The organism is Halorientalis sp. IM1011, from assembly GCF_001989615.1.
Lineage (GTDB): Archaea > Halobacteriota > Halobacteria > Halobacteriales > Haloarculaceae > Halorientalis.
The window spans coordinates 1,570,672-1,597,450 of the sequence record NZ_CP019067.1; the positions used below are offsets into that span (position 1 = coordinate 1,570,672).

32 protein-coding genes and 1 tRNA gene are annotated in these 26,779 nt (G+C 67.1%); 15 read left to right on the forward strand and 18 right to left on the reverse strand.

The features are described 5' to 3' along the window. Nucleotides 1-27: 27 nt before the first annotated feature. Nucleotides 28-131, forward strand: a tRNA-Arg gene (locus BV210_RS07920). A 37-nt stretch (nt 132-168) separates the two neighbouring features. On the opposite strand, the gene BV210_RS07925 is transcribed toward BV210_RS07920, so the two are convergent. From BV210_RS07925 to thpR, 6 genes are all read right to left on the reverse strand, one after another. After that, a complete protein-coding gene (locus tag BV210_RS07925; protein WP_077206107.1) occupies nt 169-1,248 on the reverse strand; it encodes a CNNM domain-containing protein in 1,080 nt (359 codons plus the stop codon). A gap of 136 nt (nt 1,249-1,384) precedes the next feature. Beyond that, nucleotides 1,385-2,047, reverse strand: coding sequence for a translation initiation factor IF-6 (locus BV210_RS07930; protein ID WP_077206108.1), 663 nt, complete (start codon nt 2,045-2,047; stop codon nt 1,385-1,387). Nucleotides 2,048-2,049: 2 nt separating this feature from the next. Beyond that, on the reverse strand, nt 2,050-2,325 hold the full coding sequence (locus BV210_RS07935; RefSeq protein ID WP_077206109.1) for a 50S ribosomal protein L31e: 276 nt from the start codon (nt 2,323-2,325) through the stop codon (nt 2,050-2,052). Next, the gene (locus BV210_RS07940) at nt 2,325-2,477 is read right to left on the reverse strand and encodes a 50S ribosomal protein L39e (RefSeq protein ID WP_077206110.1); all 153 of its coding nucleotides are present in this window, start codon (nt 2,475-2,477) and stop codon (nt 2,325-2,327) included. Before BV210_RS07940 ends, BV210_RS07935 begins: the two co-directional genes overlap by 1 nt. 194 nt (nt 2,478-2,671) lie before the next feature. Continuing rightward, entirely contained in the window at nt 2,672-3,481 is an 810-nt protein-coding gene (locus BV210_RS07945; protein ID WP_077206111.1) for a ZIP family metal transporter, read from the reverse strand. Between the two features lie 128 nt (nt 3,482-3,609). After that, nucleotides 3,610-4,146 (reverse strand): RNA 2',3'-cyclic phosphodiesterase, encoded by a 537-nt coding sequence (thpR, locus tag BV210_RS07950; protein WP_077206112.1) that lies wholly within the window; start codon nt 4,144-4,146, stop codon nt 3,610-3,612. Between the two features lie 126 nt (nt 4,147-4,272). On the opposite strand from thpR, the gene BV210_RS07955 reads away from it, so the two are divergent. From BV210_RS07955 to BV210_RS07975, 5 genes are all read left to right on the forward strand, one after another. After that, nucleotides 4,273-5,028 (forward strand): tetratricopeptide repeat protein, encoded by a 756-nt coding sequence (locus BV210_RS07955; protein ID WP_077206113.1) that lies wholly within the window; start codon nt 4,273-4,275, stop codon nt 5,026-5,028. Further along, a complete protein-coding gene (locus tag BV210_RS07960; RefSeq protein WP_077206114.1) occupies nt 5,025-5,315 on the forward strand; it encodes a DUF424 domain-containing protein in 291 nt (96 codons plus the stop codon). Before BV210_RS07955 ends, BV210_RS07960 begins: the two co-directional genes overlap by 4 nt. A gap of 79 nt (nt 5,316-5,394) precedes the next feature. Then, nucleotides 5,395-6,489, forward strand: a complete 1,095-nt coding sequence (locus BV210_RS07965; protein ID WP_077206115.1) for a mandelate racemase/muconate lactonizing enzyme family protein — start codon at nt 5,395-5,397, stop codon at nt 6,487-6,489. A gap of 84 nt (nt 6,490-6,573) precedes the next feature. After that, nucleotides 6,574-6,984, forward strand: a complete 411-nt coding sequence (locus BV210_RS07970; RefSeq protein WP_077206116.1) for a thioesterase family protein — start codon at nt 6,574-6,576, stop codon at nt 6,982-6,984. A 65-nt stretch (nt 6,985-7,049) separates the two neighbouring features. Next, nucleotides 7,050-8,294 (forward strand): aminotransferase class V-fold PLP-dependent enzyme, encoded by a 1,245-nt coding sequence (locus BV210_RS07975; protein WP_077206117.1) that lies wholly within the window; start codon nt 7,050-7,052, stop codon nt 8,292-8,294. Nucleotides 8,295-8,332: 38 nt separating this feature from the next. On the opposite strand, the gene BV210_RS07980 is transcribed toward BV210_RS07975, so the two are convergent. Genes BV210_RS07980 through BV210_RS07990 form a run of 3 tightly spaced genes read right to left on the reverse strand, consistent with a single transcriptional unit; the run spans nt 8,333 to nt 9,628 of the window. Further along, nucleotides 8,333-8,674: an AzlD domain-containing protein gene (locus tag BV210_RS07980; protein WP_077206118.1), complete on the reverse strand. Its 342-nt coding sequence runs from the start codon at nt 8,672-8,674 to the stop codon at nt 8,333-8,335. Beyond that, a complete protein-coding gene (locus BV210_RS07985) occupies nt 8,664-9,362 on the reverse strand; it encodes an AzlC family ABC transporter permease (RefSeq protein WP_077206119.1) in 699 nt (232 codons plus the stop codon). The genes BV210_RS07980 and BV210_RS07985 overlap by 11 nt, the downstream gene beginning before the upstream one ends. A 59-nt stretch (nt 9,363-9,421) precedes the next feature. Beyond that, nucleotides 9,422-9,628: a hypothetical protein gene (locus BV210_RS07990; protein WP_077206120.1), complete on the reverse strand. Its 207-nt coding sequence runs from the start codon at nt 9,626-9,628 to the stop codon at nt 9,422-9,424. A 114-nt stretch (nt 9,629-9,742) separates the two neighbouring features. Between BV210_RS07990 and sufU the strand changes: the two genes are divergently transcribed. Then, entirely contained in the window at nt 9,743-10,168 is a 426-nt protein-coding gene (gene sufU, locus BV210_RS07995) for a Fe-S cluster assembly sulfur transfer protein SufU (protein ID WP_077206121.1), read from the forward strand. Nucleotides 10,169-10,207: 39 nt separating this feature from the next. Here sufU and BV210_RS08000 read toward each other — a convergent pair whose 3' ends face one another. Then, nucleotides 10,208-11,242 (reverse strand): ATP-binding protein, encoded by a 1,035-nt coding sequence (locus BV210_RS08000; protein ID WP_077206122.1) that lies wholly within the window; start codon nt 11,240-11,242, stop codon nt 10,208-10,210. A gap of 184 nt (nt 11,243-11,426) precedes the next feature. On the opposite strand from BV210_RS08000, the gene rtcA reads away from it, so the two are divergent. From rtcA to thrC, 3 genes are read left to right on the forward strand one after another with little or no spacing between them, the layout of a single operon-like run. Continuing rightward, entirely contained in the window at nt 11,427-12,467 is a 1,041-nt protein-coding gene (gene rtcA / locus BV210_RS08005) for an RNA 3'-terminal phosphate cyclase (RefSeq protein ID WP_077206123.1), read from the forward strand. 49 nt (nt 12,468-12,516) lie between these two features. Further along, nucleotides 12,517-12,900 carry a helix-turn-helix domain-containing protein gene (locus BV210_RS08010; RefSeq protein WP_077206124.1) on the forward strand — a complete coding sequence of 128 codons (384 nt, stop codon included), beginning with the start codon at nt 12,517-12,519 and terminating at the stop codon, nt 12,898-12,900. 49 nt (nt 12,901-12,949) lie between these two features. Next, nucleotides 12,950-14,215, forward strand: a complete 1,266-nt coding sequence (gene thrC / locus BV210_RS08015) for a threonine synthase (RefSeq protein WP_077206125.1) — start codon at nt 12,950-12,952, stop codon at nt 14,213-14,215. A gap of 155 nt (nt 14,216-14,370) precedes the next feature. On the opposite strand, the gene BV210_RS08020 is transcribed toward thrC, so the two are convergent. The 3 genes from BV210_RS08020 to BV210_RS08030 form a co-directional block, all read right to left on the reverse strand. Next, the gene (locus tag BV210_RS08020; protein ID WP_077206126.1) at nt 14,371-14,595 is read right to left on the reverse strand and encodes a hypothetical protein; all 225 of its coding nucleotides are present in this window, start codon (nt 14,593-14,595) and stop codon (nt 14,371-14,373) included. Between the two features lie 212 nt (nt 14,596-14,807). Next, entirely contained in the window at nt 14,808-16,775 is a 1,968-nt protein-coding gene (locus BV210_RS08025) for an SLC13 family permease (RefSeq protein WP_216640648.1), read from the reverse strand. Nucleotides 16,776-17,032: 257 nt separating this feature from the next. Further along, nucleotides 17,033-17,320, reverse strand: a complete 288-nt coding sequence (locus BV210_RS08030; protein ID WP_077206128.1) for an amphi-Trp domain-containing protein — start codon at nt 17,318-17,320, stop codon at nt 17,033-17,035. 281 nt (nt 17,321-17,601) lie between these two features. Between BV210_RS08030 and BV210_RS08035 the strand changes: the two genes are divergently transcribed. Next, nucleotides 17,602-17,967 (forward strand): hypothetical protein, encoded by a 366-nt coding sequence (locus tag BV210_RS08035; protein WP_077206129.1) that lies wholly within the window; start codon nt 17,602-17,604, stop codon nt 17,965-17,967. On the opposite strand, the gene serA is transcribed toward BV210_RS08035, so the two are convergent. Beyond that, entirely contained in the window at nt 17,964-19,565 is a 1,602-nt protein-coding gene (serA, locus tag BV210_RS08040) for a phosphoglycerate dehydrogenase (RefSeq protein WP_077206130.1), read from the reverse strand. The two genes, BV210_RS08035 and serA, sit on opposite strands and share 4 nt — an antisense overlap. A gap of 181 nt (nt 19,566-19,746) precedes the next feature. Between serA and BV210_RS08045 the strand changes: the two genes are divergently transcribed. Further along, nucleotides 19,747-20,385 (forward strand): hypothetical protein, encoded by a 639-nt coding sequence (locus tag BV210_RS08045; RefSeq protein WP_077206131.1) that lies wholly within the window; start codon nt 19,747-19,749, stop codon nt 20,383-20,385. 3 nt (nt 20,386-20,388) lie between these two features. Here the strand turns inward: BV210_RS08045 and BV210_RS08050 are convergent, their stop codons facing one another. Next, the gene (locus BV210_RS08050) at nt 20,389-20,808 is read right to left on the reverse strand and encodes a hypothetical protein (RefSeq protein ID WP_077206132.1); all 420 of its coding nucleotides are present in this window, start codon (nt 20,806-20,808) and stop codon (nt 20,389-20,391) included. A gap of 140 nt (nt 20,809-20,948) precedes the next feature. Between BV210_RS08050 and serB the strand changes: the two genes are divergently transcribed. Then, nucleotides 20,949-21,584 (forward strand): phosphoserine phosphatase SerB, encoded by a 636-nt coding sequence (gene serB, locus BV210_RS08055; protein WP_077206133.1) that lies wholly within the window; start codon nt 20,949-20,951, stop codon nt 21,582-21,584. A 135-nt stretch (nt 21,585-21,719) separates the two neighbouring features. Beyond that, a complete protein-coding gene (locus tag BV210_RS08060; RefSeq protein WP_077206134.1) occupies nt 21,720-22,433 on the forward strand; it encodes a hypothetical protein in 714 nt (237 codons plus the stop codon). A 13-nt stretch (nt 22,434-22,446) separates the two neighbouring features. On the opposite strand, the gene BV210_RS08065 is transcribed toward BV210_RS08060, so the two are convergent. Next, nucleotides 22,447-23,739, reverse strand: coding sequence for an O-acetylhomoserine aminocarboxypropyltransferase/cysteine synthase family protein (locus tag BV210_RS08065; RefSeq protein WP_077206135.1), 1,293 nt, complete (start codon nt 23,737-23,739; stop codon nt 22,447-22,449). A gap of 130 nt (nt 23,740-23,869) precedes the next feature. Between BV210_RS08065 and BV210_RS08070 the strand changes: the two genes are divergently transcribed. Continuing rightward, nucleotides 23,870-24,130 carry a hypothetical protein gene (locus tag BV210_RS08070; protein ID WP_157525917.1) on the forward strand — a complete coding sequence of 87 codons (261 nt, stop codon included), beginning with the start codon at nt 23,870-23,872 and terminating at the stop codon, nt 24,128-24,130. 14 nt (nt 24,131-24,144) lie between these two features. On the opposite strand, the gene BV210_RS08075 is transcribed toward BV210_RS08070, so the two are convergent. Together BV210_RS08075 and BV210_RS08080 are read right to left on the reverse strand one after the other, a co-directional pair. After that, nucleotides 24,145-25,350 carry a homoserine O-acetyltransferase gene (locus BV210_RS08075; protein ID WP_077206137.1) on the reverse strand — a complete coding sequence of 402 codons (1,206 nt, stop codon included), beginning with the start codon at nt 25,348-25,350 and terminating at the stop codon, nt 24,145-24,147. A gap of 1 nt (nt 25,351) precedes the next feature. After that, nucleotides 25,352-26,650 (reverse strand): O-acetylhomoserine aminocarboxypropyltransferase/cysteine synthase family protein, encoded by a 1,299-nt coding sequence (locus tag BV210_RS08080; RefSeq protein WP_077206138.1) that lies wholly within the window; start codon nt 26,648-26,650, stop codon nt 25,352-25,354. Nucleotides 26,651-26,779: the final 129 nt, after the last annotated feature.

Below are 26,779 nucleotides of genomic sequence, written 5' to 3' on the forward strand. Positions count from 1 at the left end.
TGTCTCTCACAGCACAGTCGAAAGCGAGGGCACGTAGCTCAGTCCGGAAAGAGCGTCGGACTTCTATCACCCGCAGTCAACTGCCGGTGGAAGCCATCCGACGGTCGTGGGTTCAAATCCCACCGTGCCCGTTCACTTACGTCCGGATAGGTAGGCAGAGCCGACCGATCACTCGACAGCGAGATCCATCGGGTCTTCGAGTTGGCCGGTGATCTCCTCGAAGGCGTCCGTAGCGGTGAGGAGACCGACGACAGTGTCGTCCTCGGTCACCAGTGCGAGTTCCTGATTTTCGGCCTGGCACCGGTCGATGAAGTCGCTGACGGTCGTGTCGGCGGGGACGGTCAGCGGCGGGGTCGCCAGGTCTTCGAGCGAGGTGGTCCCGGCGTCGAGCGCCTCGTAGTTGTGCAGGACCGTCGGTGCGTAGACGACGCCCACGAACGCGTCCAGCGAGCCCTCCAGCAGTGGGAATCGGACGTGTGGCGTCCCGTCGATCCGGTCCATGTTGGTCTCGAAGTCGTCGGTCGTCGAGAGCGCCACGATGTCACTGCGATCGACCATGGTCTCGCTGACCGACATCTGGCCGATGTCCAGCGCGTTGATCACTTCGGTCCGGCGTTCTTCGGGGACGCCGAGCTGGTTGAGCGACTCGCCCATCGTGCGTCGCAGTTCTGCCCGAGTGGTCGCGACACCGTCCTCGGCTTCCGCTTCAGTCCACGAGCGGGAGATTTCGACGCCGAACAGGCCCAGCAACGCTTTGGCCACCCAGTCGGCCGCGATGATCACCGGGTACATCAGCTTCGTCCAGGCGTACAGCAGCCCCGAGCCGTAACCGGCGACGAACTTGGCACGCTCGATTCCCAGATACGTCGGTGCCTGCTCGCCAACGATGACGTGCAGGAGGTTGACCACCGCCAGTGCGAGGAGCACTGACAGCGTCGTGTGACCACCTCCCGTGATGCCGACTGCACTCAGCAGTGGTCCCATCACCGCCGTGACAGCCGGTTCGGCGACGACCCCCAGCCCCACGCTACAGATAGTGATCCCGACCTGACAGCCCGTGAGGAAGATCTCCAGGCGCTCGGTCATGTTCCACGCGCGTTCGAGCCCTCGTCCGTTGCCGCGGAACTCCGCTTCCTCGAACTGTCTGACGCGAGTCATCGCGAACTCGGTCGTGACGAAAAAGCCGTTTCCCAGCAGAAGAACGACGCCACCGAACAGGCGAAACCACGTGACCGGAGAGACAGCCATCAAACGACTGATTCATCTGGCTAGGGCCTAAATCTGCCGTTCGAGCTGTTCTGTCGCCCCTCCCACAAAGCCAGTCATCTCTGTGTGAGACGGTTGAGCGAAGACGATGCAGAAGGCCACGGCACCAGAGCCGGATCTATATATACCCGAGCGCGTCCTCGATCCGACCCAGTTCCGGCCCCGTGGTATCCTCACCGACGACGTAGCCGTTCTCGTTGGCGAGCAGGCCCGACCCGACCAGCGGCCCACCGTAGTTGATGGTCCCGATGTCGGCGGGCACGTCCAGCAGGTCTTCGAGGAAGTCCAGTTCCTCGTCGGTCGTCTTGGGGTGGCAGAGGACGCCCCGATTGGTCGCGACGGCGGCGGTGCCCACTGTACGGACGCCGGCCAGCGTGCCGCGTTCGACGGGTACGTCCAGTGCGTCCTTGACAGTCTGGACGGCGTCGCGGGAGAGATCCGGGTGGAGGTACGCGCCGGTGTCGTTGGCCAGGACGACGTTGCCGGCGGCGGTGATCCGACCCGGGAGGTCGGTGACGGGGAGGGAGACGGCGTCTTCGATCCGTTCGCGTTCGCGGTCGGTAGCGCGGCCGCTGACCAGCAGGCCGTTCTCGTTGCCGGTCGCCAGCGCGCCGACGGTGCCGGAGCCGCCGACCGTCGTCGGAATCGCCGGCACGTCGAGTTCGTCGGCCAGATCCTCACGGAGGTCGTCGTCGACGTCGGGGCGGACGAGCAGACAGTCGTCGGTCGCCCGGGCGAAGACACCGACGTACGCCGAACCGGCGAAGGCCGCGCGGAGCAAAGCTATGCCGTCTCTGCTTCGACGACGGCCTCGCCCTCTTCGTCGAAGCGGGCGGCCCGCACGCGAAGCTTGCTCGGGGGCTTTTTCTGGCCGCGCTCCCAGATGGCCTCGTTGATCGAGGGGTCCAGCCGGACGGCGTCGCCGTCGACGCTGAAGTGCTTGGCGAGGTGCTCGCGGATCAGCGTCATGGCCTTGCCGGCGCGTTCGTGTTTCGGTTCCGCGTTCACGTCACGGAGCGGGACCGTGATGACCCGCTCCTCGAAGTCACTCGCGCTCATTATTCGTCGGTGTCGCTGTTACGCCAGCTACGACGCTGGGGGTTGCGCTGGACTTCGCGGTCCGTCTTCAGCATGACCCACGCCGGAATTCGGCTGTTCTGGCGGTCCTTCTTGGCGAGACGCTTTTTCTTGGCCTTCGACTTCTTACCCATAGTGCCCGCTTCTACCCTGTCGGCGCTTAAATTTGTGTTCTTTCGTCCCCACCTTTTTCCGCGGGGGGTCGTCCGCGACCCCCCGCGCAAAAACGTGGGCGAAAAAGCCGGACGCTCGCTCCGCTCGCGTCCGGTACGACGAACGTGACTGTCGACCGCACAGCGACCGCGCAGCGACCGCACCGCAAAATCGCCTACAGAAACGCCAGCGGCACCATCACCGCGAAGCCGACGACCAGCCCGGTCACCAGCTCTCGGTGCCCACGTCCCGGAAGCCCGCTCCCCTTCTCCAGCGCCTCGGGGACGAACTCCGAGAGCACGAGATAGATCATCGCACCGGCGGCGAACCCGAACCCGGCCGGCAGGAACTCCTTGGCGATCCGCACGAAGTAGAACGCCAGCACCGCCCCGATGGGCTGGGGCAGGCTGGAGAACACGGCCCACCAGACCATCTTCCAGTTGGAGACGCCCATCGACCGCAGCGGAATGGAGATGGCCAGCCCCTCCGGGACGTTGTGGATCGAGATCGCGACGGTCATGAAGATCGCCAGAAGCGGCACGACGAAGGGACCGAAGGAGAGGCCACCCGCCAGATTCAACTCCGCGAAGGAGACGCCGACTGCGACCCCCTCCGGAAAGCTGTGGACCGTCAGGATGCCCAGGATCAAGACGAGTTTCTGGAAGTCGGCCTCCTCGTACTCCCGGGGGTCGAAGTGGTGATCGGAGATGACCCGGTTGGCGACGATCACCAGTACTACGCCCGCCGCGAGACCGGCGACCATCAGCAAGTAATCGCCCCGCCCGTCGGCCTCGGCCATCCCTTCCAGCACGAGGCCGAACGTCGACGCCGAAATCATGATCCCCGAGGCCAGCCCCCAGAGCCCGACCTGCAACCGGTCGCTCACTTCCGAGATGAAAAAGAACGGAAGCGCGCCGATCCCGGTCGCCAGAGCCGTCATGAATCCCGCGACGAACACCAGCGTCAGATTCGCCAACGTTCCCATACCCGGACTTCGAACGTCCGCGGCTTAAGAATTATCACTAACCTGATCGGTTTTGGTTGGCCTAAAGGGGCGACCGCGGCCGCCCTAGCGGGACGGGGCCAGTCCCTCGTGGCCGAGTGGTGCGTCGCTCAGAGGTCGAACCGCTCGACCGTCTGGTACTCGGGTCCCGCGTCGGTGAGGACGCTCTCGGTGAGCCTGATCTCCTCGACGCGGAGCCGGCCCGCGGTCGGGTCCCGCTCGCGGACGGCCTCCTGGACCAGTTCTTTCCCGCCGGCGTGGTCCATCCGAGCGAGGGTGGCGTGAGGCGTGAACTCGTGATCCGGCGGTTCGAAGCCCAGGTCGACCAACCGCGGCGCGACCGCCTCGTGAAGCGCGGTCAGTCGGTCGCCGCCCGCCTCGACGCCGAGCCAGACGACGCTGATGTAGTCGAGGGAGGGAAACACACCGAGACCACCGAACTCGGCGGTGAAGGGGTCGACGTCCGCCTCGGCGACGGCGTCGTCGAGCGCGGCCGTGACCTCGTCGAGGCGGTCGGGGTCGGTGTCGCCGAGGAAGAAGAGCGTGACGTGTGCCTGCTCCGGGTCGGTGAAGTTCAGCCCCGAGGCGTCCGCGACGGCCTCGCCGAGGCCGTCGAGGTCGACGCTGACGAACAGTCGCTTGCCCATGTTTCGTGGTTCGGGAGTTCGGGCTTGAATCCATCGCCGGTCGAGTCCCGGCCAGTCTGCCCGTCCCGTTGTGGCGGCCGTCCCGTGGACGTAGCCCTTAACCGACTGCCCGTCCAATCCCGGGGTATGACAGACAGAGAGCCCGACGACTACGAGTTCTCGGAGGGGCAGGGGTTCGAGGACCCCTACGACGAGTTCGATCTGGACCCGCCGGAACTCGACGTGGATCCGGACAAGGTCGACCCCGTCGACTCCCGGGCGCTCGCGGACATGCTCGACGAGCGCAACATCGCCAGCGAGGAGGTCGACGCCGAGCAGTTGCTCGACGTGGCCCTCTCCTACATGCAGATCAACCGCTTCGAGCAGGCCGCCGACGCCTTCGAGCGGGTCGCCCGCTACGCCGACGACGACCGTATCGCACAGGAGGCCTGGACCAACAAGGGTGCAGCTCACGCCGAACTCGAAGAGTACGACATGGCCATCGGCGCGTACAAGGAGGCCATCGACATCGACGGGGACAGCGAGCACGCGGCCACCGCCGAGACCAACCTCGCCTACTCCCTCTGGGAGTTCGGCCGCACCGAGGAGGCGCTGGAACACGCCGAGCGCGCCGTCGAGATCGACGAGCGCTTCGCCGAAGCCTGGTACAACCGCGGCTTCTTCCTGCTGGAGCGTGGCCTCGCCGAGGACGCGCTGAACGCCTTCGACAACGCGATCCGACTGGGCCACCGCAACACCCGAATCCTGGAGGAGAAGGCCCGCGCACTCGAAGAGATGGGCGAGTTCGATAGAGCCGAGGAGGTCGCCCAGGAGGCAGAAGAGATGCGCGAAGAGGCCGAAGCCGATCTGGTCGAAGAGCAGCAACAACAGCAACTGGAATGATCCTCAACGAGCGCGACACGGAGGAGGGACTGCTCGTGTCGGTCTGTGACCCCGACGTGCTCGGGGAGACCTTCGAGAACGGCGAAGTCTCGCTCACGGTCGAGGCGGACTTCTACGACGGCGAGGAGGTCGACGAGGAGGCCGTCGTCGACAGCCTCGCCCGCTGTGCGGTCGCCAACATCGTCGGCACCCGCTCCGTCGAGGTCGCTATCGAACACGGCTTCGTCGAGGAGGGCAACGTCCTCGATCTGGGCGAGACGCGCCACGCCCAGATGCTGCGGATGTGAGCGCCCGCCATTCCACCCACTTCCCGTCCCCCACCGCTCCGGCTGAACGCTTTTGTATTGGCCGGGAGGCCCCATTCGCATGCAGATCACCGGCGTCGACCAGTATCACCTGGAACACCAGGTGGAGGGGAGTTTCGAGCCGACGTGGATCCCCGGCTACCCGCAGGGGACCCACGAAGTCGAACTGTTCGAGATCGAGACCGACACGGGACTGACGGGCTACGGCGCGATGCCGAGTTTCGCCGGCGGGATGGATTTCTCCGAGCCCCTGTCGTACTTCCTGCTCGGCGAGGACCCCCACGACGTGGAGGGGATCCTGCGAAAACTCGACAGCATCAACCTCGTCGGCCCGCGCCCGTGGGGCGTCGAGATCGCCATGTGGGACCTCATCGGCAAGGACGCGGGCAAACCGATCTACGAACTGCTCGGGGGCTCAGGGAGTGAGATTCCGGTCTACGCCTCGACGGGCGAGGTGATGCCGGCCGAGGAGCGAATCGGCTACCTCGAAGACGTACTCGACGCGGGCGTCGGGGCGGTCAAACTCCGGGTTACCGACCCCGACCACATCGATATCGTCCGGGCGGTCAGGGAGGCCTACCCCGAGCTGCCGCTGATGGTCGACGCGAACAAGGGGTGGGCGGTGCGGGTGATGGAAGACGAACAGCAGTGGTCGTTCCGTGAGGCCCTAGAGTTCGCCCGCGGGCTGGAGGACGTGGGGAACGTCCGCTGGCTCGAAGAACCGCTGCCACGCCACGACTACGAACAATATGCTCGACTGCGGGAGGCCGTGGACGTGCCCATCGCGGGCGGGGAGTTCAACGACGGTATCCACCACTTCCGGGAGTTCGTGAAGCAGGGGTCGCTCGATATCCTGCAACCCGACGCCGCGCTGGCGACGGGGATCAAACGCGCCGACGAGGTGGCCGCGATGGCCCGCCAGCACGGACTGGAGTACGTGCCTCACACCTGGACCAACGGAGTCGGCTTCGTCGCCAACCTCCACGTGATGGCGGCCAACGACGCGCCGTGGTGTGAGTTCCCGATGGAACCGCCGTGGACGCCCGACGTGCGGGACTTCCTGCTCGAATCGACCGTCGACCACGAAGAGGGCACGGTCACGCCGCCGGACGGTCCCGGCCTCGGGGTCGAGATCGACGAGTCGCTGCTTTCCTGAGCGCGCCGTTCGAGGGGCGTCAGCGCATCGCACGGACGATCCGGATCGTAAGGGGAAGGGGGATCGGTGGCTTCCGGTCGCCCGATGAGCGAATTCGAGTTCACGACGGCGATCCCGATCCGCTATCGCGATCTGGACCCCTGGGATCACGTCAACAACGCCGTCTACGCGACGTATCTGGAGGAAGCCCGGACGGAGTACCTCGACACCGTCTTCGAGACGCCGATGGAGGCACGCGACTTCGTGCTGGCCAACCTCGAACTGGACTACCGCGCGCCGATCACCTACGACAGCGACGGGGTCGAGATCGCCGTCCGAACTGGTGACCTCGGGTCGTCGAGTCTGACGCTCTCCTACGAGGTCCGGCGGAGCGACGGAGTCGTCTCGGCCACTGGTGAAACGACGCAGGTCCACATGGGCGAGGACGGGACGCCGACGCCCTTGCCCGGGGAGTGGCGGGAGTCGATCCGGGCGTTCGAGCCCGCACTCGACTGATCGGCGACGTGGAGTTCTCGCCCGGACCGAAGGAGTGTTGAGTCCGGAACGCCTCTGTTCACACAATGGAGACATCCGAGTCAGCACCGCTTTCCGTCGAACGCATCCGGGCGGATTTCCCGATCCTCGAACGCGAGTTCGACGGGACGCCACTGGTCTATCTCGACAACGCGGCGACGAGCCAGACGCCAGAGCCGGTGGTCGACGCCATCGTCGACTACTACCACCGGTACAACGCCAACGTCCACCGCGGGCTCCACCAGCTCTCACAGGAGGCCTCGATCGCCTACGAGGAGGCCCACGACCGCGTGGCCGAGTTCGTCGGTGCCTCGGGCGGCCGCGAGGAGGTCGTCTTCACCAAAAACGCCACCGAGGCGATGAACACCGTCGCCTACGCCTGGGGCCTCGAAGAACTCGGGCCGGGCGACGAGATCGTCCTCACGGAGATGGAACACCACGCCGCGCTGGTGACGTGGCAACAGATCGCCAAGAAGACCGGTGCCACGGTCCGATTCATCGAGGTCGACGACGAGGGCTACCTCGACATGGACCACGCCCGGGAGCTGATCGGCCCCGACACCGCGATGGTCAGCGCCGTCCACGTATCCAACACCCTCGGCACGATCAATCCCGTCTCGGAACTGGCGGATCTGGCCCACGAACAGGACGCCCTGATCTTCGTCGACGGCGCGCAGTCGGTCCCGCACATGCCCGTCGACGTCGAGGAGATCGACGCCGACTTCTTCGCCTTCTCGGGCCACAAGATGTGTGGTCCCACAGGGATCGGCGTCCTCTACGGCAAGCAGCACCTGCTGGAGGAGATGCAGCCGTACCTCTACGGCGGCATGATGATCGAGAAGGTCACCTTCGAGGACTCGACGTGGCACGACCTCCCCTGGAAGTTCGAGGCCGGCACGCCCGTCATCGCGCAGGGCATCGCGCTGGCCGAAGCCTGTGACTACCTCGACGAGATCGGGATGGACAACGTAAAGCGCCACGGCGAGGCGCTGGCCGAGTACGCCCACGACCGGCTCTCGGAGTTCGGCGACATCGAGATCCTCGGCCCGCCGGCCGACGACCGGGCGGCGCTGGTCTCGTTCAACCTGGAGAGCGTCCACGCCCACGACGTGTCGGAGATCCTCAACGCCCACGGCGTGGCGGTCCGGGCCGGCGACCACTGCACCCAGCCGCTGCACGACAAACTCGGCGTCCCTGCCTCGGCGCGAGCCTCGTTCTACATCTACAACACCGAAGAAGAGGTCGACACGCTGATCGAGGGGCTGGAAGACGCGCGGGAGCTGTTCGCGTAGGTATCCGGTTCGCCGTTTTCGCTCACAGTCTCACGCCGTCACAGCGCCGGCAGAATCAGGAATCGCAGCGTCCAGAGCGCCCCCATCCCGGCAGCCATCGTCGCGAAGACGCTCTCGGTGCGCCAGGCGACGACGACGGCGACGGTACCGGCGACCAGTTTGTCGGTGGCGAGCCCGCCGGCGTCGAGCGTGACGAACGCCGGGAGGACGAGGGCGGCGAGGACGGCAGCGGGGACGTACCGCAGCGGCTGCCGGACCCGCGGCGGGATCTCGTCGAGGTAGCCAAAGAGGGCGATGAACGAGAACCGGATCGCGTAGGTCGCGACGCCGATGGCGAGGATGACCCCCCAGATGGCGGGGTCGCCGTAGCTAGTGGCCACGGCTCACCTCCACGTCGAGGACGCGCTCGGAGGCCAGTCCGGCCGCGATGCCGACGCTCGCGCCGACGAGCAGGCCGAGGTTGAGCGGGAGGCCGGCACCGACGACGGCGACGGTGCCGCCGACCACGCCGGCGACGGTCGTCGGGCCGTCCTCCATCGCGGGGACGAGCAGGGCCAGAAAGACCAGCGGGACGGCGAACTCCAGCCCCCAGGCGTCGGGGACGCCGGTGCCGAGCAGGACGCCGGCGACGGTGGCGATCTGCCAGACGACCCACAGCGTCGCGGCAGCGCCGAGGTAGTAAGCCACGCGGTCGACCGACTCCTCGGAGCGATAGCTGGCGATGGAGAGGGCGTAGGCCTGATCGGTCAGGAGGTAGGCCAGCCCGGCCTTCACGCGGCCCGCGAACCGCCGGAAGTGCGGTGCGATGGAAGCCGAGTACATCAACATCCGGAGGTTGATGACGACGGCGGTGACGAAGACGACCGTGAGCGGCGCGTCGCGGCCGATGAGATCGAGGGCGGCGAGCTGTGACGCCCCCGCGAACACCAGCACGGACATCCCGAGCGCCTGCGAGAGGTCGAGACCGGCGTTCGCCGCGGCGATGCCCGCGACGAGGCCGAAGGGGAGGATACCGAGCAGGAGCGGCGACACGTCACGGACGCCACGGAGAAAGTCGTCGCGGTCCATAGCGACGGATCGACCGGCGGCCGTTTACGCGTGACTATTCGCGGTCGATGGTGACCCGCCTACTCGTCGGACTCGTCGCCGCGAGCCCGGGTGAACACCCACAGGAGGATGAGGATACCCTCGACGCGAGCGGCGGTGTAGACCCAGGGGCGGAGTTCGACCTCGCTGTCCTCGCTGACGGCGAGGTCCATCCAGAAGTCGACGACTTTGCGCGGGGCGAGCAGTTCGACGAGACCGAACAGGGCCAGCGGGAGGCGGAGTGCCATGGTGTACCCGTTCGCGGTCCCGGACCAAAACGATTCGCCCGGTAGCGGCGTCCGCGCGCGGAAACACGTGACGCGGAACGCTTATCCGCCGGACTCGCCTATCGGGAGCCAACAATGGTCGGCGGCTCCGATATGTACCGACAGCAGATCCTCGATCACTACAAGAGTCCCCGCAACTACGGGGAGATGGAGGATCCCACGTTCACGCACGTCGGCGAGAACCCGATGTGTGGCGACACCATCGAGATGCAGGTACGACTCGACGACGACGAGGAAGAGATCGAGTACGTCGCCTTTCAGGGGGACGGCTGTGCCATCTCGCAGGCCTCGGCGTCCATGCTCTCGGAGAAGCTCCAGGGGATGACGATCGAGGAGCTTCAGGAGATGGACCGCGACGACGTGGTCGACATGCTCGGCGTCGACATCTCCCCGATGCGAATCAAATGCGCCGTGCTGGCCGAGAAGGTCGCACAGGACGGCGCTGACATCTACTTCGGCGAACTGGACGTGGACAAGACCACGACCGAAGACGACGAGTAGGGCGCGTTCGTTGCGAATTGGAGGGTTTTCGCGGCTCGTTCACTGCGACGGATAGCGGATCGTGACGGCGGTGCCGTTTTCGTCGTTCTCGACGACGGAGACGTGGCCGCCGACGCGTTCGACGGCCAGACGGACCATCCAGAGGCCGAGTCCGGTGCCGTGGACGAGCGGGGTGGTCTCGTCGTCGCGGAGGGCGAGCAGTTCGCTCTCGGGGATCGGCGGGCCGTCGTCGGTGACGGTGAGTTTGACCCAGGGTTCGTTCGGTGGGACGCCGACGGTGACGACGACCTCGGGGTCCTCGGCCTCGGCGTGCTGGATGGCGTTCTCACAGAGTTCCGTCAGGGCGAGTTCGACCTCCGGGCGGATGGTGGCGGCTCCCTCGGAGGGACGCAGCATGTGGACGTTGGCGTCGGGGTGGCGGTCGTTGAGGTCCTCCTCGACGCGTTCGAGCACGGTCGTGAGGTCGGTTGGTCGCCAGTTGTCCTCGGGGGAGAGGACCTGCCGGATGCGCTGGACCTTCTCGACGAGGCGGTCCCAGCGCTCGGCGATGTTCCGGACCTTCCGTGCGGAGTCCTGCTCGGTCTCGTCCAGCGCGTCGGCGAGCAGGCGGGCGTGACTCAGGACGACGGTCATGTCGTTGCGGAGGTTGTGCCGGAGTAATCTGTTGAGGACCGTCGCCTGGCGGCGACGCTGCTCGCGCATCGTAATGTCGACGAACAGAAAGCGGGTGCCGATCACGTCGTCGTCGCAGTCCGTTCGCGGGACCGCGCGCACGAGCGTGTGGACGACGGTGCCGTCGGCACAGACCAGTTTCCGTCGCTCAGTGACGGGCTCGTCCCCGACCTCCGGGTGTGTGTCGCCGGCCTCCAGTTCCGCCGCCGACGAAGGCGTGTACACGTCCGCGAGCGGTCGCCCCTTTAGCGACTCCCTGTCGTAGCCAAGCGTCTCCACGAACCGCTCGTTGCACACGTCGATCACCGCCTGCCCGTCCTCGGTTCGGGTGTGGACGTACATCACCGGCAGGTCCTCCAGCAGACTCTGCCACTCCCCCGCATCGTCAGCCCCCTGAGACATCTTCACACGTTGTTTTCGGATACTATCATTTGAAACTACCGTGGATTTCAGAGAGTGTACCGCCGGGTCCGATCCACCCGACCGCTTCGAGTGGGGCATCTCCTCTCTCTCAAAGTGAACGTTCGGTCAGTCCGTCGGCCCGGGGAGCGGGGTGTTTTTCTCCCGTGGTGCGCTACCGAATTCCATGCTGGAACTGGACGGCGGGGACGCCGGCGGGGGATATCTCCGGACCGCCCTGGCGCTGTCGGTCCTGACCGACCGACCCGTCCGCGTCGCGAACGTCCGCGGCGACCGACCGGAGCCAGGGCTGAAACCACAGCACGCCGCGGCCGTCGAAGCTGTGGCGGAAGTCTGTGACGCGACCGTCACGGGGACGGAGCACGGGGCGACGACGGTCACCTTCGAACCCGGGGGCGCGCCGGGCGGTGTAGCGTCGGTCGACGTCGGAACCGCCGGGAGCGTGACGCTCGTCTTCGACACCGTGGTGCCGCTCGCGATGGCCGCCGACGCGCCGATCCGCCTGCGTGCGACCGGTGGAACGGACGTGGCGTGGTCGCCGCCGCTGACGACCTACCGGCGGGTGAAACTCCCGCTCCTGCGACGGCTGGGCGTACCGGTGGCCGTCGACGCCAGCCGGCGCGGGTTCTACCCCGTCGGCGGCGGTGCGGCGACGCTCACGCTCGCCCCCGCGAATCCGTCATCGCTCGACCTCGGAGAGCGAGGCCACCCCGAGGGCGTCCGGGTCTACTCGCTGGCGAGCGAGGGGCTCGCCGACGCCGACGTGGCCGAGCGGCAGGCCGACGCGGCCGTCGAAGCGCTCGACGCCGCTGATCGCCGGGTTCGCGAGCGAGTCGTGAGCTACGTCGACAGCGAGTCGCCGGGCTCGGTCTGCACCGTCCGAGCCGACTACGGGACCGGCGTCGCTGGTCTGGACGCGCTCGGCGAGCAGGGCAAACCGGCCGAGGACGTCGGTCGCGAACCGGTCGAGGCACTCGAGGCCTTCGAGGGCACCGGTGCCGCGATCGATCGACACCTGGCAGATCAGCTGTTGCCCTTCCTCGCGGTTGCGGGCGGGACGGTGACGGTGCCCGAGGTGACTGCGCACGTCGAGTCGGGCCTCGACCTGCTCGCGGCCTTTGGCTGTGACGTGGCGGTGACGGAGGAGAGTGATCGAGTTCGGTTGCAGTCGGACGGGTTGGTCGATGCGGGTTCCGGCAGCCGATGAGTTCGAGGTAACGCCTCGTTTTATTCGCCAGGCGACCCAACTGGGGGTGATGCCAACGGTCGACCCGCAACCGGACCGGTTTCGCGATCTGATGCTCGACGACGAACCGGGGTTCGAGGAGGTCCTGACCTGCGTGTTCGGGATCCAGCGCCACGAGGCCCGGACGTATCTGGAGCTACTCGACCGGCCCGAGAGCACCGTCGCGGAACTGGCGGACGTACTCGACCGGGACCGCAGCAACGTCAACCGGTCGCTGTCGACGCTCCGGGAGAAGGGGCTGGCCGGCCGAACCCGGCGACTGCTTGACGACGGCGGCCACGTCTACCAGTACACCGCGACCCCAGTGGCAGAGGCCCGGGAGTCGATGCACGAGACCCTCGACGAGTGGGCCGCCTACGTCCACGAGCGCATCGACGAGTTCGGCGAGGGCTAGCGAACGGAAACCACCCCACTTTTGCGCCGCCGAGCCGTCCTGTCAGGAAATGGCAACCCTCGATCTCGAACTCGACGGCCCGCGGACCGTACCCGAGGCGGCCGACGACGGCGTCTGGCTGACCTGCATCGAGTGCGGCGAGACGTTCGCCCCCTTCGACGACGTACGCTACACCTGCGACGACTGCGACGGCCTGCTGGAGGCCCGCTACGCCGACGCGCCAACCCTCGACGACTTCGAGGGCCGTGGCGTCTGGCGCTACAGTGAGGCGCTGCCGTTCGACTCGGGGGTCACCCTCCCCGAGGGTGACACGCCGCTGCACTACGTCCCCGACCTGGAGGACGACATCGGCGTGCGCAACCTCCGGATCAAACACGAGGGGATGAACCCGACGGGGTCGTTCAAAGACCGCGGGATGACCGTCGGCGTCCGGGTCGCCCAGGAGGTCGGTGTCGACCGTCTCGCCTGTGCCTCGACGGGCAACACCAGCGCCGCGCTGGCCGCCTACGGCGCTCGCGCTAACCTCGAAACCCTCGTGCTCCTCCCCGCCGGCAAGGTCGCCGCCGGGAAGGTCGCCCAGGCCAGCCTCCACGGCGCGCGCATCCTCGAAGTCGACGGGAACTTCGACTCCTGTCTCGACATCGTGCAGGACCTGGCGAGTCGGGGCGAGGCCTACCTCCTGAACTCCCTCAATCCCTTCCGCCTCGAAGGCCAGAAGACGATCGGGTTCGAGATCCTCGAACGCTTCTACGAGGACGAGGGTCGCTTCCCCGACCGGATCGTCCTCCCCGTCGGGAACGCGGGCAACACCGCGGCGCTGTACAAGGCCTTCCGCGAGCTCGTCCGCAGCGGCGACCTCGCGCCGGGCGACGTGCCCAAGCTGACGGGTGTGCAGGCCGAGGGCGCGGCACCGATGGTCGAGGCCATCGAGAACGGCTGGGAAGACACCGAGCGCTGGGACGAGGTCGAGACCCGCGCGACCGCCATCCGCATCGGCAACCCCGTCAACGCGCCGAAGGCCCTGCCCGGCATCCGCAACACGGACGGAACCGCCGTCGCCGTCTCCGACGAGCGGATCACCGAGGCCCAGCGCGACCTCGCCGAGCAGGGCGTGGGCGTCGAACCCGCCTCCGCCGCGAGCGTCGCGGGCCTGCGGAAACTCCGCGAACAGGGCGAGATCGACGCGGGCGAGGACGTGGTCTGTCTGACGACCGGCCACCTGCTCAAGGACCCCGACGCCGCCGCCGAGGCCGGCGCGGACCCCGAACCCGTCCCCAACGACACGGACAAAGTGCTCGATCACCTCGCCGGCTAACGCGTCGGCGTCGGCGGCGACGGCCTGCTCGGGAAGGTGCTGGGTGCGATCCGGTAACCGGCTCGCGTGGGTTTCTGAGGGGATCCGAGAGTGGGGGCCGTGCGCTGCGGGACGCGGGGTGATGCCGGAACGGTCGTGTCAGGCCGAACCCCGGGTCACGGAGCGCCCCTGCTCATGATCATCGCAGTGATCCAGCTCGCAACCGTTGCGACCAGAAGGAGCGCCGTAATCAGTGTCAGTTCGGTCACGCCCAAGTAGGTTTCCCGCAGGCCGGGGAACAGGTCGAGAACGTACAACGCCGTTACCAGGAGGGAGTACAGAAACACCGCCGTGACCATGGAGGCATAGGGATGCTCGTAGAAGACGGGTCGTGGGTCCATCGTTCGGTGGCAGTCCTCCCCTGTGTCATATCGGGGACATAGCATTAATCGTTCGCCTCGCCTCACGTCGAGCGAGGATTCCCGTCGGACGGTTCGGTCACCGGCCCCGTTCGGACTCGACAGGATCCGATCGCGGACCGTCGGTGGTCGGGACCCGCCTGCCGGTCGCCGCCTCGACGTCCGACATCGCGACCACTTGGTTCCGCCGCCGCTCAGAGGCCCCAGAAGAAGACGATACCGAGCGTCGTGACGGCAGTCAGGATCAGTTGTAACGGCGCACCGACGCGTGCGAAGTCGGTGAACCTGTACCCGCCCGGTCCGTAGACCATCAGGTTCGTCTGGTAGCCGACAGGGGTCAGGAGGGGTGTGCTGGCGGCGAAGGTCACGGCCATGGCGAACGCGAAGGGGTTCGCGCCGAGCTGGCCGGCGACCTCGACCCCGATGGGCAACATAAGGACGACGCTCGCGGAGTTGCTGATCATCTCGGTGATCACGGCGGTCCCGAGGTAGAACAGTCCGAGGACCGCGATCACCGGGAGGAGGACGCCCGCGGAGACGACGAGGTCGGCGATGACGTCCGCCGTACCGGACGCCTCGACCGCGATGCCGAGCGGGATGACGCCCGCCACCATGAAGATCACTTCCCAGTCGACGGCCTCGTAGGCCTCCTCCGGCGTGAGGATGCCGGTGAAAAACATCGCGGCGACCCCCGTCAGCGCACTGACCATGAGGGTGAGGACCTCGAACGCCGCGAGGCCGAGGACGCCGGCGAGGATCCCGAGCGCCACGGGGATCTTCGATCGGTCGAAATCCTCCCAGCGGTCGTCACTGGAGACGGCCACGTCCGTGTCCCTCGCGATGCGGTCGACCACCTGGTCGGCCGCCTGGATCAGGACGACGTCGCCGGCCTGCAGTCGTACTTCACGGAGGCGCTGACGGATCACCTCGTCCCCCCGGCGGATCGCCAGGACCGTCACGTCGTAGTCACGCTCGAAGTCCGTGACGCCGCTGCGACGACTCGACCAGGGCCCGGGCAACAACACGACTTCGGTGAGTTCGATCTCGTCGTCGGAGACCTCCTCGTCCGTCCCGTCGCCGTCCGCCCCCGTGTCCTCGCCGGACGCCTCGTCCACGTCGCCCGACGCTTCCTCCCCGGTGGCGTCGCCACTGCCCTCCGCGTCGAGCGACGACCAGTCGTGACGTCGCGGCGAGAAGCCGGGCGGGAGGGGCTGTTCGTCCTCCGCGGCCGCCTCCATGACCTCCGGGAGGAGCTGGAGGTGCTCCTGCTCGATGACCTCCTGGAGGGTCTCCTGGTCGGCCCTGACGGAGAGGACGTCGCCGGCCCGGATCCGTTCCGAGCCGAGCCCCCGGGTGAGCGTCCGGTGGCCGCGGACGATCTGGAACACGTCGAGGTCGAGGTCCCGGTCGCTCAGGTCCCGGACCGTGGATCCGGCGAGCGGCGAGTCCTCCATGACGACGACGTCGGTGAGGTAGTCGGTCATGCCGAACGTGTCGCTCGGAGAGTCGGCCGGCTGGATCCGCGCCGGGGTGAGATATCGGCCGACGGTGAGGAGGTACGCGATCCCGACGAGCAGGACGACGGCCCCCAGCTGGGTGAACTCGAGCAGCGTGAACGGCTGCGCGTCGGGACCGCCCACCTGAACCCACACCTCGCTCGCCAGGAGGTTCGTTATCGTCCCGATGACGGTGAGCATCCCGCCGAGCATCGACGCGAAGGACAGCGGGATCAGGAGTTTCGAGGGCGACCGCTTCGTCTGCCGTGCGAGGTTCATCACCGCAGGGATCAACACGGCCACGATGGAGACGTTGCTCACGACCCCGGCCGTCGGCCCGGAGAGCGTGACCGTGGCGAGCAACTGTCGGAACTCGTCGTCCCCGGCGAAGGCGACCAGTTTCCGCGTCAGTATCTGGATGACGCCGGTCCGTCGGACGCCCTCGCTCAGGACGAACATCGCCAGCACCGTCAGCGTCGCCGGGTTCGAGAAGCCCGAGACCCCCTCCGCCGGTGACACGCCGGTCCACTCGCCCAGAATGACGAGCGCGACGACGAGCGCGACGGCGGTGGCGTCGATCGGGACCGGCTGAGTGAAAAAGAGGACGAACACGGCGGCGACGATGGCGAGGACGACCACCACGTCGACCGAGACCGGAAGCTGCACGGGGAGTTGCTGCAGCGGTACCCCGTTGCTCCACGACAGCAGAGAAAGGAGAGGACCCATTGATTCGCCCTTTTCTGGCGGTTATTCGACTGATCACATAGCGTTTGTGTTCCCGTGTTGGCAAAACACCCGCGCCTGCTGGGACCGAGGGGAAACCGACGGCGTGCGGGACGAGACGTGTGTCTCCCGCGTCGTCTCCGTGTGTCGGGAAGCGATGTCGGTGCTGTCGTCTCGCCCGTGGTAGCTCCGCGGAGCGGTCACTCGATTTCTAGTTCGCCGCTCTCACCGCTTTCCTCGCCGCCGTCCTCGGGCCATTCGAGTTCGAACTCGACGCTCAGATCGCCGGGGGAGTTCGCAGGCCCTTCCCGTTCGGCTTTCACTTCGAACGTCGGTCGTGCTGGCGGAGTCAGCGTCACGGATTCACTGCCGGATTTCAGGTCGATCGCGTCCCCGCTTTCGAGGTTGTCGACAACTCGCTGAAGCAGTGCTGCAATCTCCTCTCGACTCTGCGTGCTCTCGGATTTGAACAGGACTTCTTCGGGCATACAGTCACTATCCACGTCTACACCGATAAGCGCATCTACCAGTCTGTCTCTGCGTTGGAACCGCAGTCACGCGGCATACGCGCCCTGTGTTACTGATGGTTGCTAGTCATCTGGAAGGCCACTCTGTCGTGTGACTCCTGTCCCAGACAGTTCGCTCCGTGACGGTAGGACCCCGTGTGGTGGTCACGGCGAACCACCCGAGAGCGCCGCGTCGGCCGCTCGTGTGCCGAGCGTCTGACTGGTCTTTACGTGACTCGGTGACACAGATATACGCCCGCGAGATGACTTCCGACACGACACACGCCGCCCCGGGGGGATCGGCCGACGAACGGGCCGACGACGTGACCGTGGCCGCGCCACCGCCCGACGCGCGCCCCGCGACGGGTCGGTTCTCGCGCGCCGAGACCGCACGTCTGCGGGCGACCGAACGCGAGATTCTCAGGGCACGGGTCGCCCTGCTGGAACGGCGCGTCGCCCAGCGGGAGCGCGAACTGGACGCGGTGATCGACCGCTACGAGGAACTGCTGGCCGCCGAGAATCCACAGACGGTGGTCGACGACGGGGCTGTCGAGATCGAGTTCGAGAGCGAAGAACCGGAGCCGGGTATCGGTGCGAGAATCCGCGAGAAACTGTCGCGTCTCTTCTAGTCGTCGTCTTCGGCCTGGCCGTTGAGGCTGATGTAGCTCACGTCGATGATCCGCTCGTCGGCGAGGATGGCCTCGAGCACCTCGTCGCTGGGCTGGTCGTCGAGGTTGTACACCGACAGCGCCTCGCCGCCGATGGTCTCACGGCCGTTGAACATCGCCGCGATGTTGACGTCGTGGTCGCCGAGCGTCGAGCCGATGAAGCCGATGACCCCGGGCACGTCGTCGTTGCGCGCGACGAGCATGTGGCCGTGCGGGATGGCGTCGACCCGGTAGCCGTCGATCCGGACGATCCGGGAGTCCTCGCCGGCGAACTGGGTGCCACAGACGCTGACCTCGTCCTCGCCGTTGCGGACGGTCACCGTCACGAGACTCTGGAAGTCCTCGGAGGAGCGGCTCTTGGTCTCGGTCACGTCGATGCCGCGCTCCTCGGCGATCCGGGGCGCGTTGACGGCGTTGACCTGCCACTCCAGCGGCTCGAAACAGCCCTTCAGGGCGCTGGCCGTCACCAGGTCGAGTTCTTCCTCGGCGATGTCGCCTTCGTAGGAGATTTCGACGTCCTCGAGGCGGTCGTCGAACAGCTGGACGGCGATCTTGCCGGCCGTCTCGGCGAGGTCGAGGTACGGGCGGACGCGGGGGAACGCCGACTCGTCCATCGAGGGGGCGTTCAGCGCGTTCATGACGGGTTCGCCGCGGAAGGCCGCGAGCACCTGGTCGGCGGTGGCGGTCGCGACGTTCTCCTGTGCGGCCTCCGTGCTCGCGCCGAGGTGGGGCGTGACGATCACGTCGTCCACGTCGAGCAGCGGGTTGTCCGGGTCGACCGGCTCCTCGGCGAACACGTCGATGGCGGCCCCCTTCAGCTGGCCGTTCTCGACGGCGTCGGCCAGCGCGGGCTCGTCGATGATGCCACCGCGGGCGCAGTTGATCACGTAGCCGTCGTCGAGTCTGGCGAGTTCGTCCTCGCCGATCATGTTCTCGGTCTCCGGCGTCAGCGGCGTGTGGATCGTGATGAGGTCCGCGCTGTCGAGGCAGTCCTCCAGGTCGTCCGCGAGGTCGGCACCGAGCTGGTCGGCCCGTTCCTCGGAGATGTAGGGGTCGAAGGCGACGAGGTTCATGCCCAGACTCCCGAGGCGCTTTGCGACCTCCTGACCGACGCGGCCGAGGCCGACGATACCGAGGGTCTTGCCGTTGAGTTCGGTGCCGAGGAACTCACCCTTGGCCCACTCGCCGCCCCGGAGGCGGGCGTGAGCCTGCGGGATCGAGCGGGCGGTGGCAAAGGTCATCGCGACCGTGTGTTCGGCGGCCGCGCGGACGTTGCCCTCGGGGGCGTTGGCGACGATGACGCCGTGTTCGGTCGCGGCGTCGATGTCGATGTTGTCCACGCCGATGCCGGCGCGGCCGACGATGATCAGGTCGGTCGCGGCCTCGAGCACCTCGTCGGTGACCTCGGTGCCGGACCGAACGATCAGTGCGTTCGCGTCCGCGACGGCGTCGAGTAACTCCTGTCCCTCCACGTCGTAGGCCGTCTCCACGTCGTGGCCCGCCGCGCGCAGGCGCTGGATCCCCGCATCCGCGATCGGGTCCGTGACGAGTACCTTCATGATCGGTTCATTCCAGCCTGCGGCCATAACCCTTTCTTCATCGGCCCGGGCCGGAAACCGAACGCGAGCGCGCGCCTCGCGTGGGATACGGTCGCACGGATCCCGGGGACGGTGGGCGGCGCTGTCAGTCCCGCCGCACCGCGGTGAGAGGGTTGATATGGAGGGAGCACCGAGCAGACGTGTGAGCGACGGGACAGAGACGCCGCTAGATCCGGGGGGGCTCCCGACCGGGGAGAGCGTGCTGATCGCGGGGCCGGCGATGACGGGCAAGCGTCGGCTGTTGTTCGATCTGGTGGGTGCCAGTCGGGACCGGGCCGCCATCCTGATCTCGACCAAAAGCGACGCCGAGCGGTTTCGTGAGGGGTTTCTGAGCGAGCGGAAGAGCGACGACTGGGCCGTCCGGAGCATCGACTGTGTCGCCCGCAGCCGGAGCATGCGGCAGGTCCGGGATACTGCCGAGATCAAACACGTCTCCAGCGCTGGCGATCTCACCGGCGTCGGGATCGCCGCCTCGGGGTTCATGCGGGAGTTCTACCACGCCGACCGCGCGGCCCGTATCGGGTTACACTCGCTGTCGACCATGCTGATGTACGCGGATCTCCGGCGCGTTTACCAGTTCGTCCACGTCCTGACCGGCCGTATCGACTCCTCCGGATTCGCGGGCGCGTTCACGCTCGATACCACCACCAGAAACAGCGAGTCGCTGGACGTGTTGACGCAGGTGTTCGACGCGCTGGTCGAGGTGCGCGACGAGGAGAACGGCCCGGAGTTGCGGGTCCGGGGCGGCGACTTCGGCCCCCGGGCGTGGACCGAGTTCTAGTGGCTACTCGTCTAAGTGTTCGTGAACCAGATCGACCAGCGGTGCCTCGGTCCGATCGAAGGTGAACACGATTCCCGACCACTCCCGGTAGGGGAAGTGGGCCACGAGGACGTTGTCGTAGAACCGCATCGTGGCGTCGAGCGTGCCGAAATCGAACAGCGCGCCCTCCTGTGGCGGGTCGCCGAGCCCCTTCATCACGAGCGTCTCGGCACGCTCCTCGCGTTCGGCGTCCGAGAGGGCGGCGGCCACGTCATCGCGGAGAAAGAGGACGTCGTAGTCGTCGGCGGTGTACCGGATCGCCGAGCGGAGCGCGGCGTCGGACTCGGCCCGCAGGTCGTCGATGAGGGCGCGGACGTCGTCGTCGACGTCGTCCAGATCGTCCTCGTCGATCTCCGCGAGGTCGTCCGACGGGGTATCGGTCATGGAGCGTACGTGGTCGCGCGCGGACATAAGCCCACGGGGCGGTTCGAGACCGGCGGCGTAGCCAGCGAACGCGGTTCGGACCCACGACGCCCTCGACGCGAATCACTGCGTTTGAAGCCCCCGGACGCGAACGGCCCAGTATGACACTCGTCGCCTTCGACTTCGACGGAACGCTCTCGGACTCCGAGATGACCGTACTGCTCGGCGAGCAGTGCGGGGTAGCCGACCAGATGGAAGAGATCACTCAGCGGGCGATGAACGACGAGATCGGCTACGCCGAGAGCCTCCGCAGCCGGTGTGAGTTGCTCGACGGCCTCTCCCAGGAGAAGGCCGAGGCCGCCTTCGATCAGGTCGTCCTCCGGGAGGACGCCGCCATGGTCATCGAGAACCTCAACGAGGCCGGCGTCCACACCGCCATCCTCACTGGCGGGTTCGAGCGCGGCGTCGAGCGCGCCCTCGAGAAGGCCGACGTGACCGTCGACTCCATCGTCGCCAACCGGCTTCCGATGGCGGACGGCGAACTGACGGGGGCAGTCGAGGGGCCACTCATCGAGGGGACCAAAGACGACGCCCTCGAAGACCTCGCCGGCACGGTCGGCGTCGACATGGCCGACACCATCGCCGTCGGCGACGGGGCCAACGACATGCCGATGCTCGAAGTCGCGGGCCTGTCGGTCGGGTTCGACCCGAAACCGGCCGTCGAACCCGCGTGTGACACCATCGTCCTCTCGATGGCCGAACTCCACCGCCTGCTCGAAGACGAAGACGCCCTCTAACTGTCGCGCTCACCGACGGACGCGACCGCGTCGCTTTGTGTCGCCCCCATCCTTCCACAGCGTTCGTGGTTTAATTTACCTCCCGGCCGGCGGAGGCCTTTTATGTAGGGAACGTATAGACGAGTTGTCTTGAGTGTGAGTCTGTTTCCCACGCGGCAGTGGCTCGACGCGTACCGGCGCGAGATCAACGAGAGCGCCGCGTTCGACGACGTCGGTGTCGGCTGGGGCGTGGGTTCGAACGGTGACGTGCTGATCGTGGTGGAGGATCTGCCGCTTGCGGAGACGCGACTCGGTGAGTTACCCGACGTGGTGTTCGACGGCGTGCCAGAGACCGTCGAGGAGGACCTCGTGGACGTCACGCTCGACGAGGCACCCGAACTGATGGACCGAACGGTGCGTCAGCACTTCCCGCCGGTGGCCCAGCGCCTCCTCGACCAGCTCGAAACCTGCGTCGTCGACGGGAACATCTACTGTTACATCGGGCTGGAGAACGGCAACTGTCCGGAAGTCGAGATCCTCGACGGGCCCGACGAGCGTGAGGTGAACGCGGTGCTGGAAGCGCCCTGGAACGTCTGGCAGGCGATCATCGACGGGCGGCCGGCGACCTCGGCGGTGCTGGGCGGCGACCTCTCCGTCGAGACCGACGGGCCGCTGGGCCCGCAGACGCTGACGATGCTGCAGTTGCTCGGCGACGTGGCCGCCGACGTGGAGACGACGTTCCTCTTCGAGCAGCCGCGTCGCTCGATGCCCGACCTCGTGCTGGACGAGACCGTCCGGCAACCCGCCGCCGTCCAGAAACTGGCCTACCGGCAAGCCGCACTGACCAGCCGGCTGTTCAACGTTTTCTGAGCCAGACGCCGGCTCAGGTCGACTGCGCGATGGCCTGATCGAGGTCGGCTTTGATGTCCTCGACGCCCTCCAGCCCGACCGAGAGCCGGACGAGGTCGTCCGTGACGCCCGCGGCTTCCTTCTCCTCCTCGGTGAGTTGCTGGTGGGTCGTGCTGGCGGGGTGGATGATGAGCGTCTTCGCGTCGCCGACGTTGGCCAGCAGGCTGGCGAGTTCCGTCGACTCGACGGTGCCGCGGGCGGCGTCGTAGCCGCCCTCCAGTCCGAAGGTGATCATGCCGCCGTACCCGCCGTCCAGATACTCGCTGGCGTTGTCGTGGGTCTCGTGGTCCTCCAACCCGGGGTAGGTGACCCACGAGACTTCGGGGTGGTCCTGCAAGAACTCCGCGACGGCCATCGCGTTCTCGCAGTGACCGCGCATCCGCTGGGGCAGCGTCTCGACGCCCTGCAGGGTCTGCCAGGCGTCGAAGGGGGACTGCTGGTTGCCCAGATCGCGCAGGCCGCGAGCGATGGCGGTGTAGGTGAACGCCTGCTCGCCCATCGCCTCGGCGAAGTTGACGCCATGGTAGGCGGGGTTGTCCTGGGCGATCTCGGGGTAGTCCTCGGCGTGGGCCTGCCAGTCGAAGTTGCCCCCGTCGACGACGACGCCGCCGACGGTCGTCCCCGACCCGTGGATCCACTTCGTCGTCGAGTTCCAGACGAGGTTCGCGCCGTGCTCGATCGGGTTGCACAGGTACGGCGTCGCGAACGTGTTGTCCATGAACAGCGGAATCCCGTGATCCTCGGCGATCTCGGCCAGCCGGTCGATGTCGGGCGTCACCAGCGCGGGGTTGCCGATGGTCTCACAGTGGATGTACTTCGTGTTCTCGTCGATGGCCTCCTCGTAGGCCTCGTAGTCCAGCGTGTCGACGAAGCGGGCCTCGACGCCCTTCCTGGGGAGCGTGTGGGAGTAGTAGGTGTAGGTCCCTCCATAGAGCGAGGAGGCAGTGACGATGTTGTCACCGGGGCCAGCCAGCACGAAGTCCGTCAGATTGAGCGCGCCCATCCCGGAGGCGGTGGCGACCGCGCCGACGCCACCCTCCAGCGCAGCGATGCGTTCCTGCAGGGTCTCGACGGTGGGGTTCATCAGTCGCGAGTAGATGTACCCCGGTTTCGCCAGCGCGAACTGATCGGCGGCGTCCTCGGCGTCCTCGAAGACGTAGGAGGTGGTCTGGTAGATCGGCGGCGCACGCGCGCCCGTCGCCGAATCCGGCTCTTCCTGCCCCACGTGGAGGGACTTCGTCTCGATCTGGTCGTCGTCCTCTGACATAGGGGAGGGGTTCACACGCCCCGGAGATATAACTGTCCACTCGTCGATGACAGATCCCGAATACGTTCGTCGGCGGAACGACACCCCGATGTGGATAGGTTCATATTCGCGCGACGAGACGTTCCCGGCGATGAGTGGTCGTGTCGGTCGAACCGGGAGCGTCGTACTCGAACGACTCAGCGACAATCCGCTGGCCGTCGCCGGGTTCGTCGCTGCTCTCGGGGCCGCCGTGGTCGTGCTCGCGACGGCCAGTGCGAGAAGTGGAGCCACGCCGACGGATCCGGGGGACGCGGCGGCGATACTGGGAGCCGTCCCCGCCGTCGCGATGGCACAGCCGGCCTACGTCGCGGCGTTTCTGGTAGGTGTAGTCGCGACTGTCTACGCGCGGTAGTGAGTCGCGGCGAGTCAGGAGAACAGACTCGTGTGGACGGGCGCGAACTGACTCTCCTCGTCGTCGCTCTCGGCGGTGTCGGTGATCGCCTTCCCAGTCACGCCCTCGTCGAGGAAGTCAGCGAGCGGCGGGCCGACCTTCTCGGGTTCGACGAGGAAGGCGTCGTGGCCGTGGTCCGATTCGACGACGTGGTGGGCGACGGGCGTGCCGAGGTCGCGGAAGGCCTCGGCGACCTGCTCGGACTGTTCGGTGGTGAAGTGCCAGTCGCCGGTGAACGAGAGTAGCAGCGCCTCGCCCTCGAAGGCGCTCAGGGCGTCGGCGTCGTCCTCGAAGCCCGCGGCGAGGTCGTAGTTGTCCATCGAGCGGGTCAGGTACAGGTAGGAGTTGGCGTCGAACCGCTCGACGAACTTCTCGGCCTGGTAATCGAGGTAGGACTCCACGTCCCGGTAGGGGAAGAACGTGCCCGCGGCGTCGACGGGGAAGGTGCGCATGGCGTCCCGGCCCGCCGCACGGCGGCCGAACTTCTGTTCCATGGAGGCCTTCGAGAGGTACATGATGTGGCCTATTTGCCGCGCCAAAGCCAACCCGTCCGTGGGCTTCGCGTCGGTGTCGTAGTACTCCCCGCCCTGCCAGTCGTCGTCGGTGGTGATGGCGCGGCGGGCGACGGCGTCCAGTGCGAGACACTGCGGGTCGAGGCGGGCGGCGGCGGCGATGGACACGACTCGCTCGACGTGGTCGGGGTGGCGTTTCGCCCAGTCCAGTGCGTTCATGCCGCCGACGCTGCCGCCGACGACCGCGTGGAGGTGGGGGATCCCGAGTTCGTCCAGCAGGCGGCGCTGGGCCTCGGTCCAGTCGCCGACGGTGACGGCGGGGAAGTCGGTGCCGTAGGGCTCGCCGGTCTCGGGGTTCTCGCTGGCCGGGCCGGTGGTGCCGTAGCAGGAGCCGGGGACGTTGGCACAGACGACGTAGTACTCGGTGGTGTCGACGGCCTTGCCGGGGCCGACGATGTCGTCCCACCACGCGCGGGCCTGACCGCTCGTTCCCTCGCCGGTCCGGTGGCCGGCGACGTGTGAACTGCCGGTCAGGGCGTGACAGACCAGCACCGCGTTCTCGCCGGTGAACTCGCCGTAGGCCTCGTAGGCGATCTCGAGGTCGGGGATCGACTCCCCGCACTCGAACTCGAACTCGCCGACCGAGACCGTGTCGCGTTCGACCTCCATGTTACGCTCCGGTCGCTGTCCCGATGGCTTGGTCCAGGTCCGCCTTGATATCTTCGACGTCCTCGATGCCGACCGAGAGTCGCAGGAGGTCGGGCGTGACGCCGCTCGCGCGCTGTTCCTCCTCGGTCAACTGCGCGTGGGTCGTGCTGGCGGGGTGGACCACGAGCGTCTTCGCGTCGCCGACGTTGGCGAGGAACTGGCCCAGCTCCATCGCCTCGCAGACGGCCCGACCGGCGTCGTAGCCGCCCTCCAGTCCGAAGGCGAGCATCCCGCCGTACCCCCCTTCCAGATACTCGCTGGCGTTGCCGTGGGTCTCGTGGCTCTCCAGTCCGGGGTAGGTGACCCACGATACCTCGGGGTGGTCGGAGAGGTATTCCGCGACGGCCATCGCGTTCTCGCAGTGGCGCTCCATCCGAACGGCGAGCGTCTCCGACCCCTGCAGGGTCTGGAAGGCGTCGAAGGGTTTCTGCCCGTCGCCGAGCACGCGGAGAGCGCGATAGCGGGCGGCGGCGGCGAAGGCGCGGTCGCCGAACCGCTCGCTGAAGTTCGTGCCGTCGAAGGCGGGATTTGGCGCACCGATCTCGGGATACTTCTCGGGGAACTCGCCCCAGGGGAAGGAACCACCGTCGACGAGGACGCCGCCGACGGTGGTTCCCGAGCCGTGGATCCACTTCGTCGTCGACTCCCAGACGACGTCCGCACCGTGGTCGAGCGGGTTGCAGAGCGCGGGCGTGCCGAAGGTGTTGTCGACGAACAGCGGCACGTCGTTTTCCTCGCAGACGGCGGCCAGTTCCTCGAAGTCCGGGGTCACGAGCGACGGGTTACCGATGGTCTCACAGTGGACGTAGGCGGTGTTCTCGTCGATGGCGTCGTCGTAGGCCGCGTAGTCCAGCGTGTCGACGAAGCGGGCCTCGACGCCGCGTCGGCGGGCGTTGTGCGAGAGGTAGGTGTGAGTCCCGCCGTAGATAGAGGAAGCGGAGACCACGTTGTCGCCCGCGTCCGCGAGCACGCTGGTGGCCGCGTCGAGCGCCGCCATCCCCGCGCCCGTGGCGACGGCGTCGACCCCGTTCTCCAGCGAGGCCAGCCGTTCCTCCAGCATCCGGACCGTCGGATTGTGAAACCGCGAGTAGATGTTGCCCTCGCCCTCCAGCGCGAACAGATCAGCCGCGTGGTCCGCGTCCTCGAAGACGTAAGACGTAGTCTGATAGATCGGCGGCGCACGCGCCCCTGTCGCCGGATCCGGCTCCTCCTGCCCGGCGTGGACACAGCGCGTCCCGAACCGTCGCGTGTCGTCGGTCATGTATGACACGCATATATCTCTAGCCATCTATAACCGAGAGTTACGGCAATATTTCTGTGAGTGTTCATCCCACGCAAGGAGAGGGCGGTCCGCCACACCGTGGACCGATAACAGAGAAAGCGAGAAAGT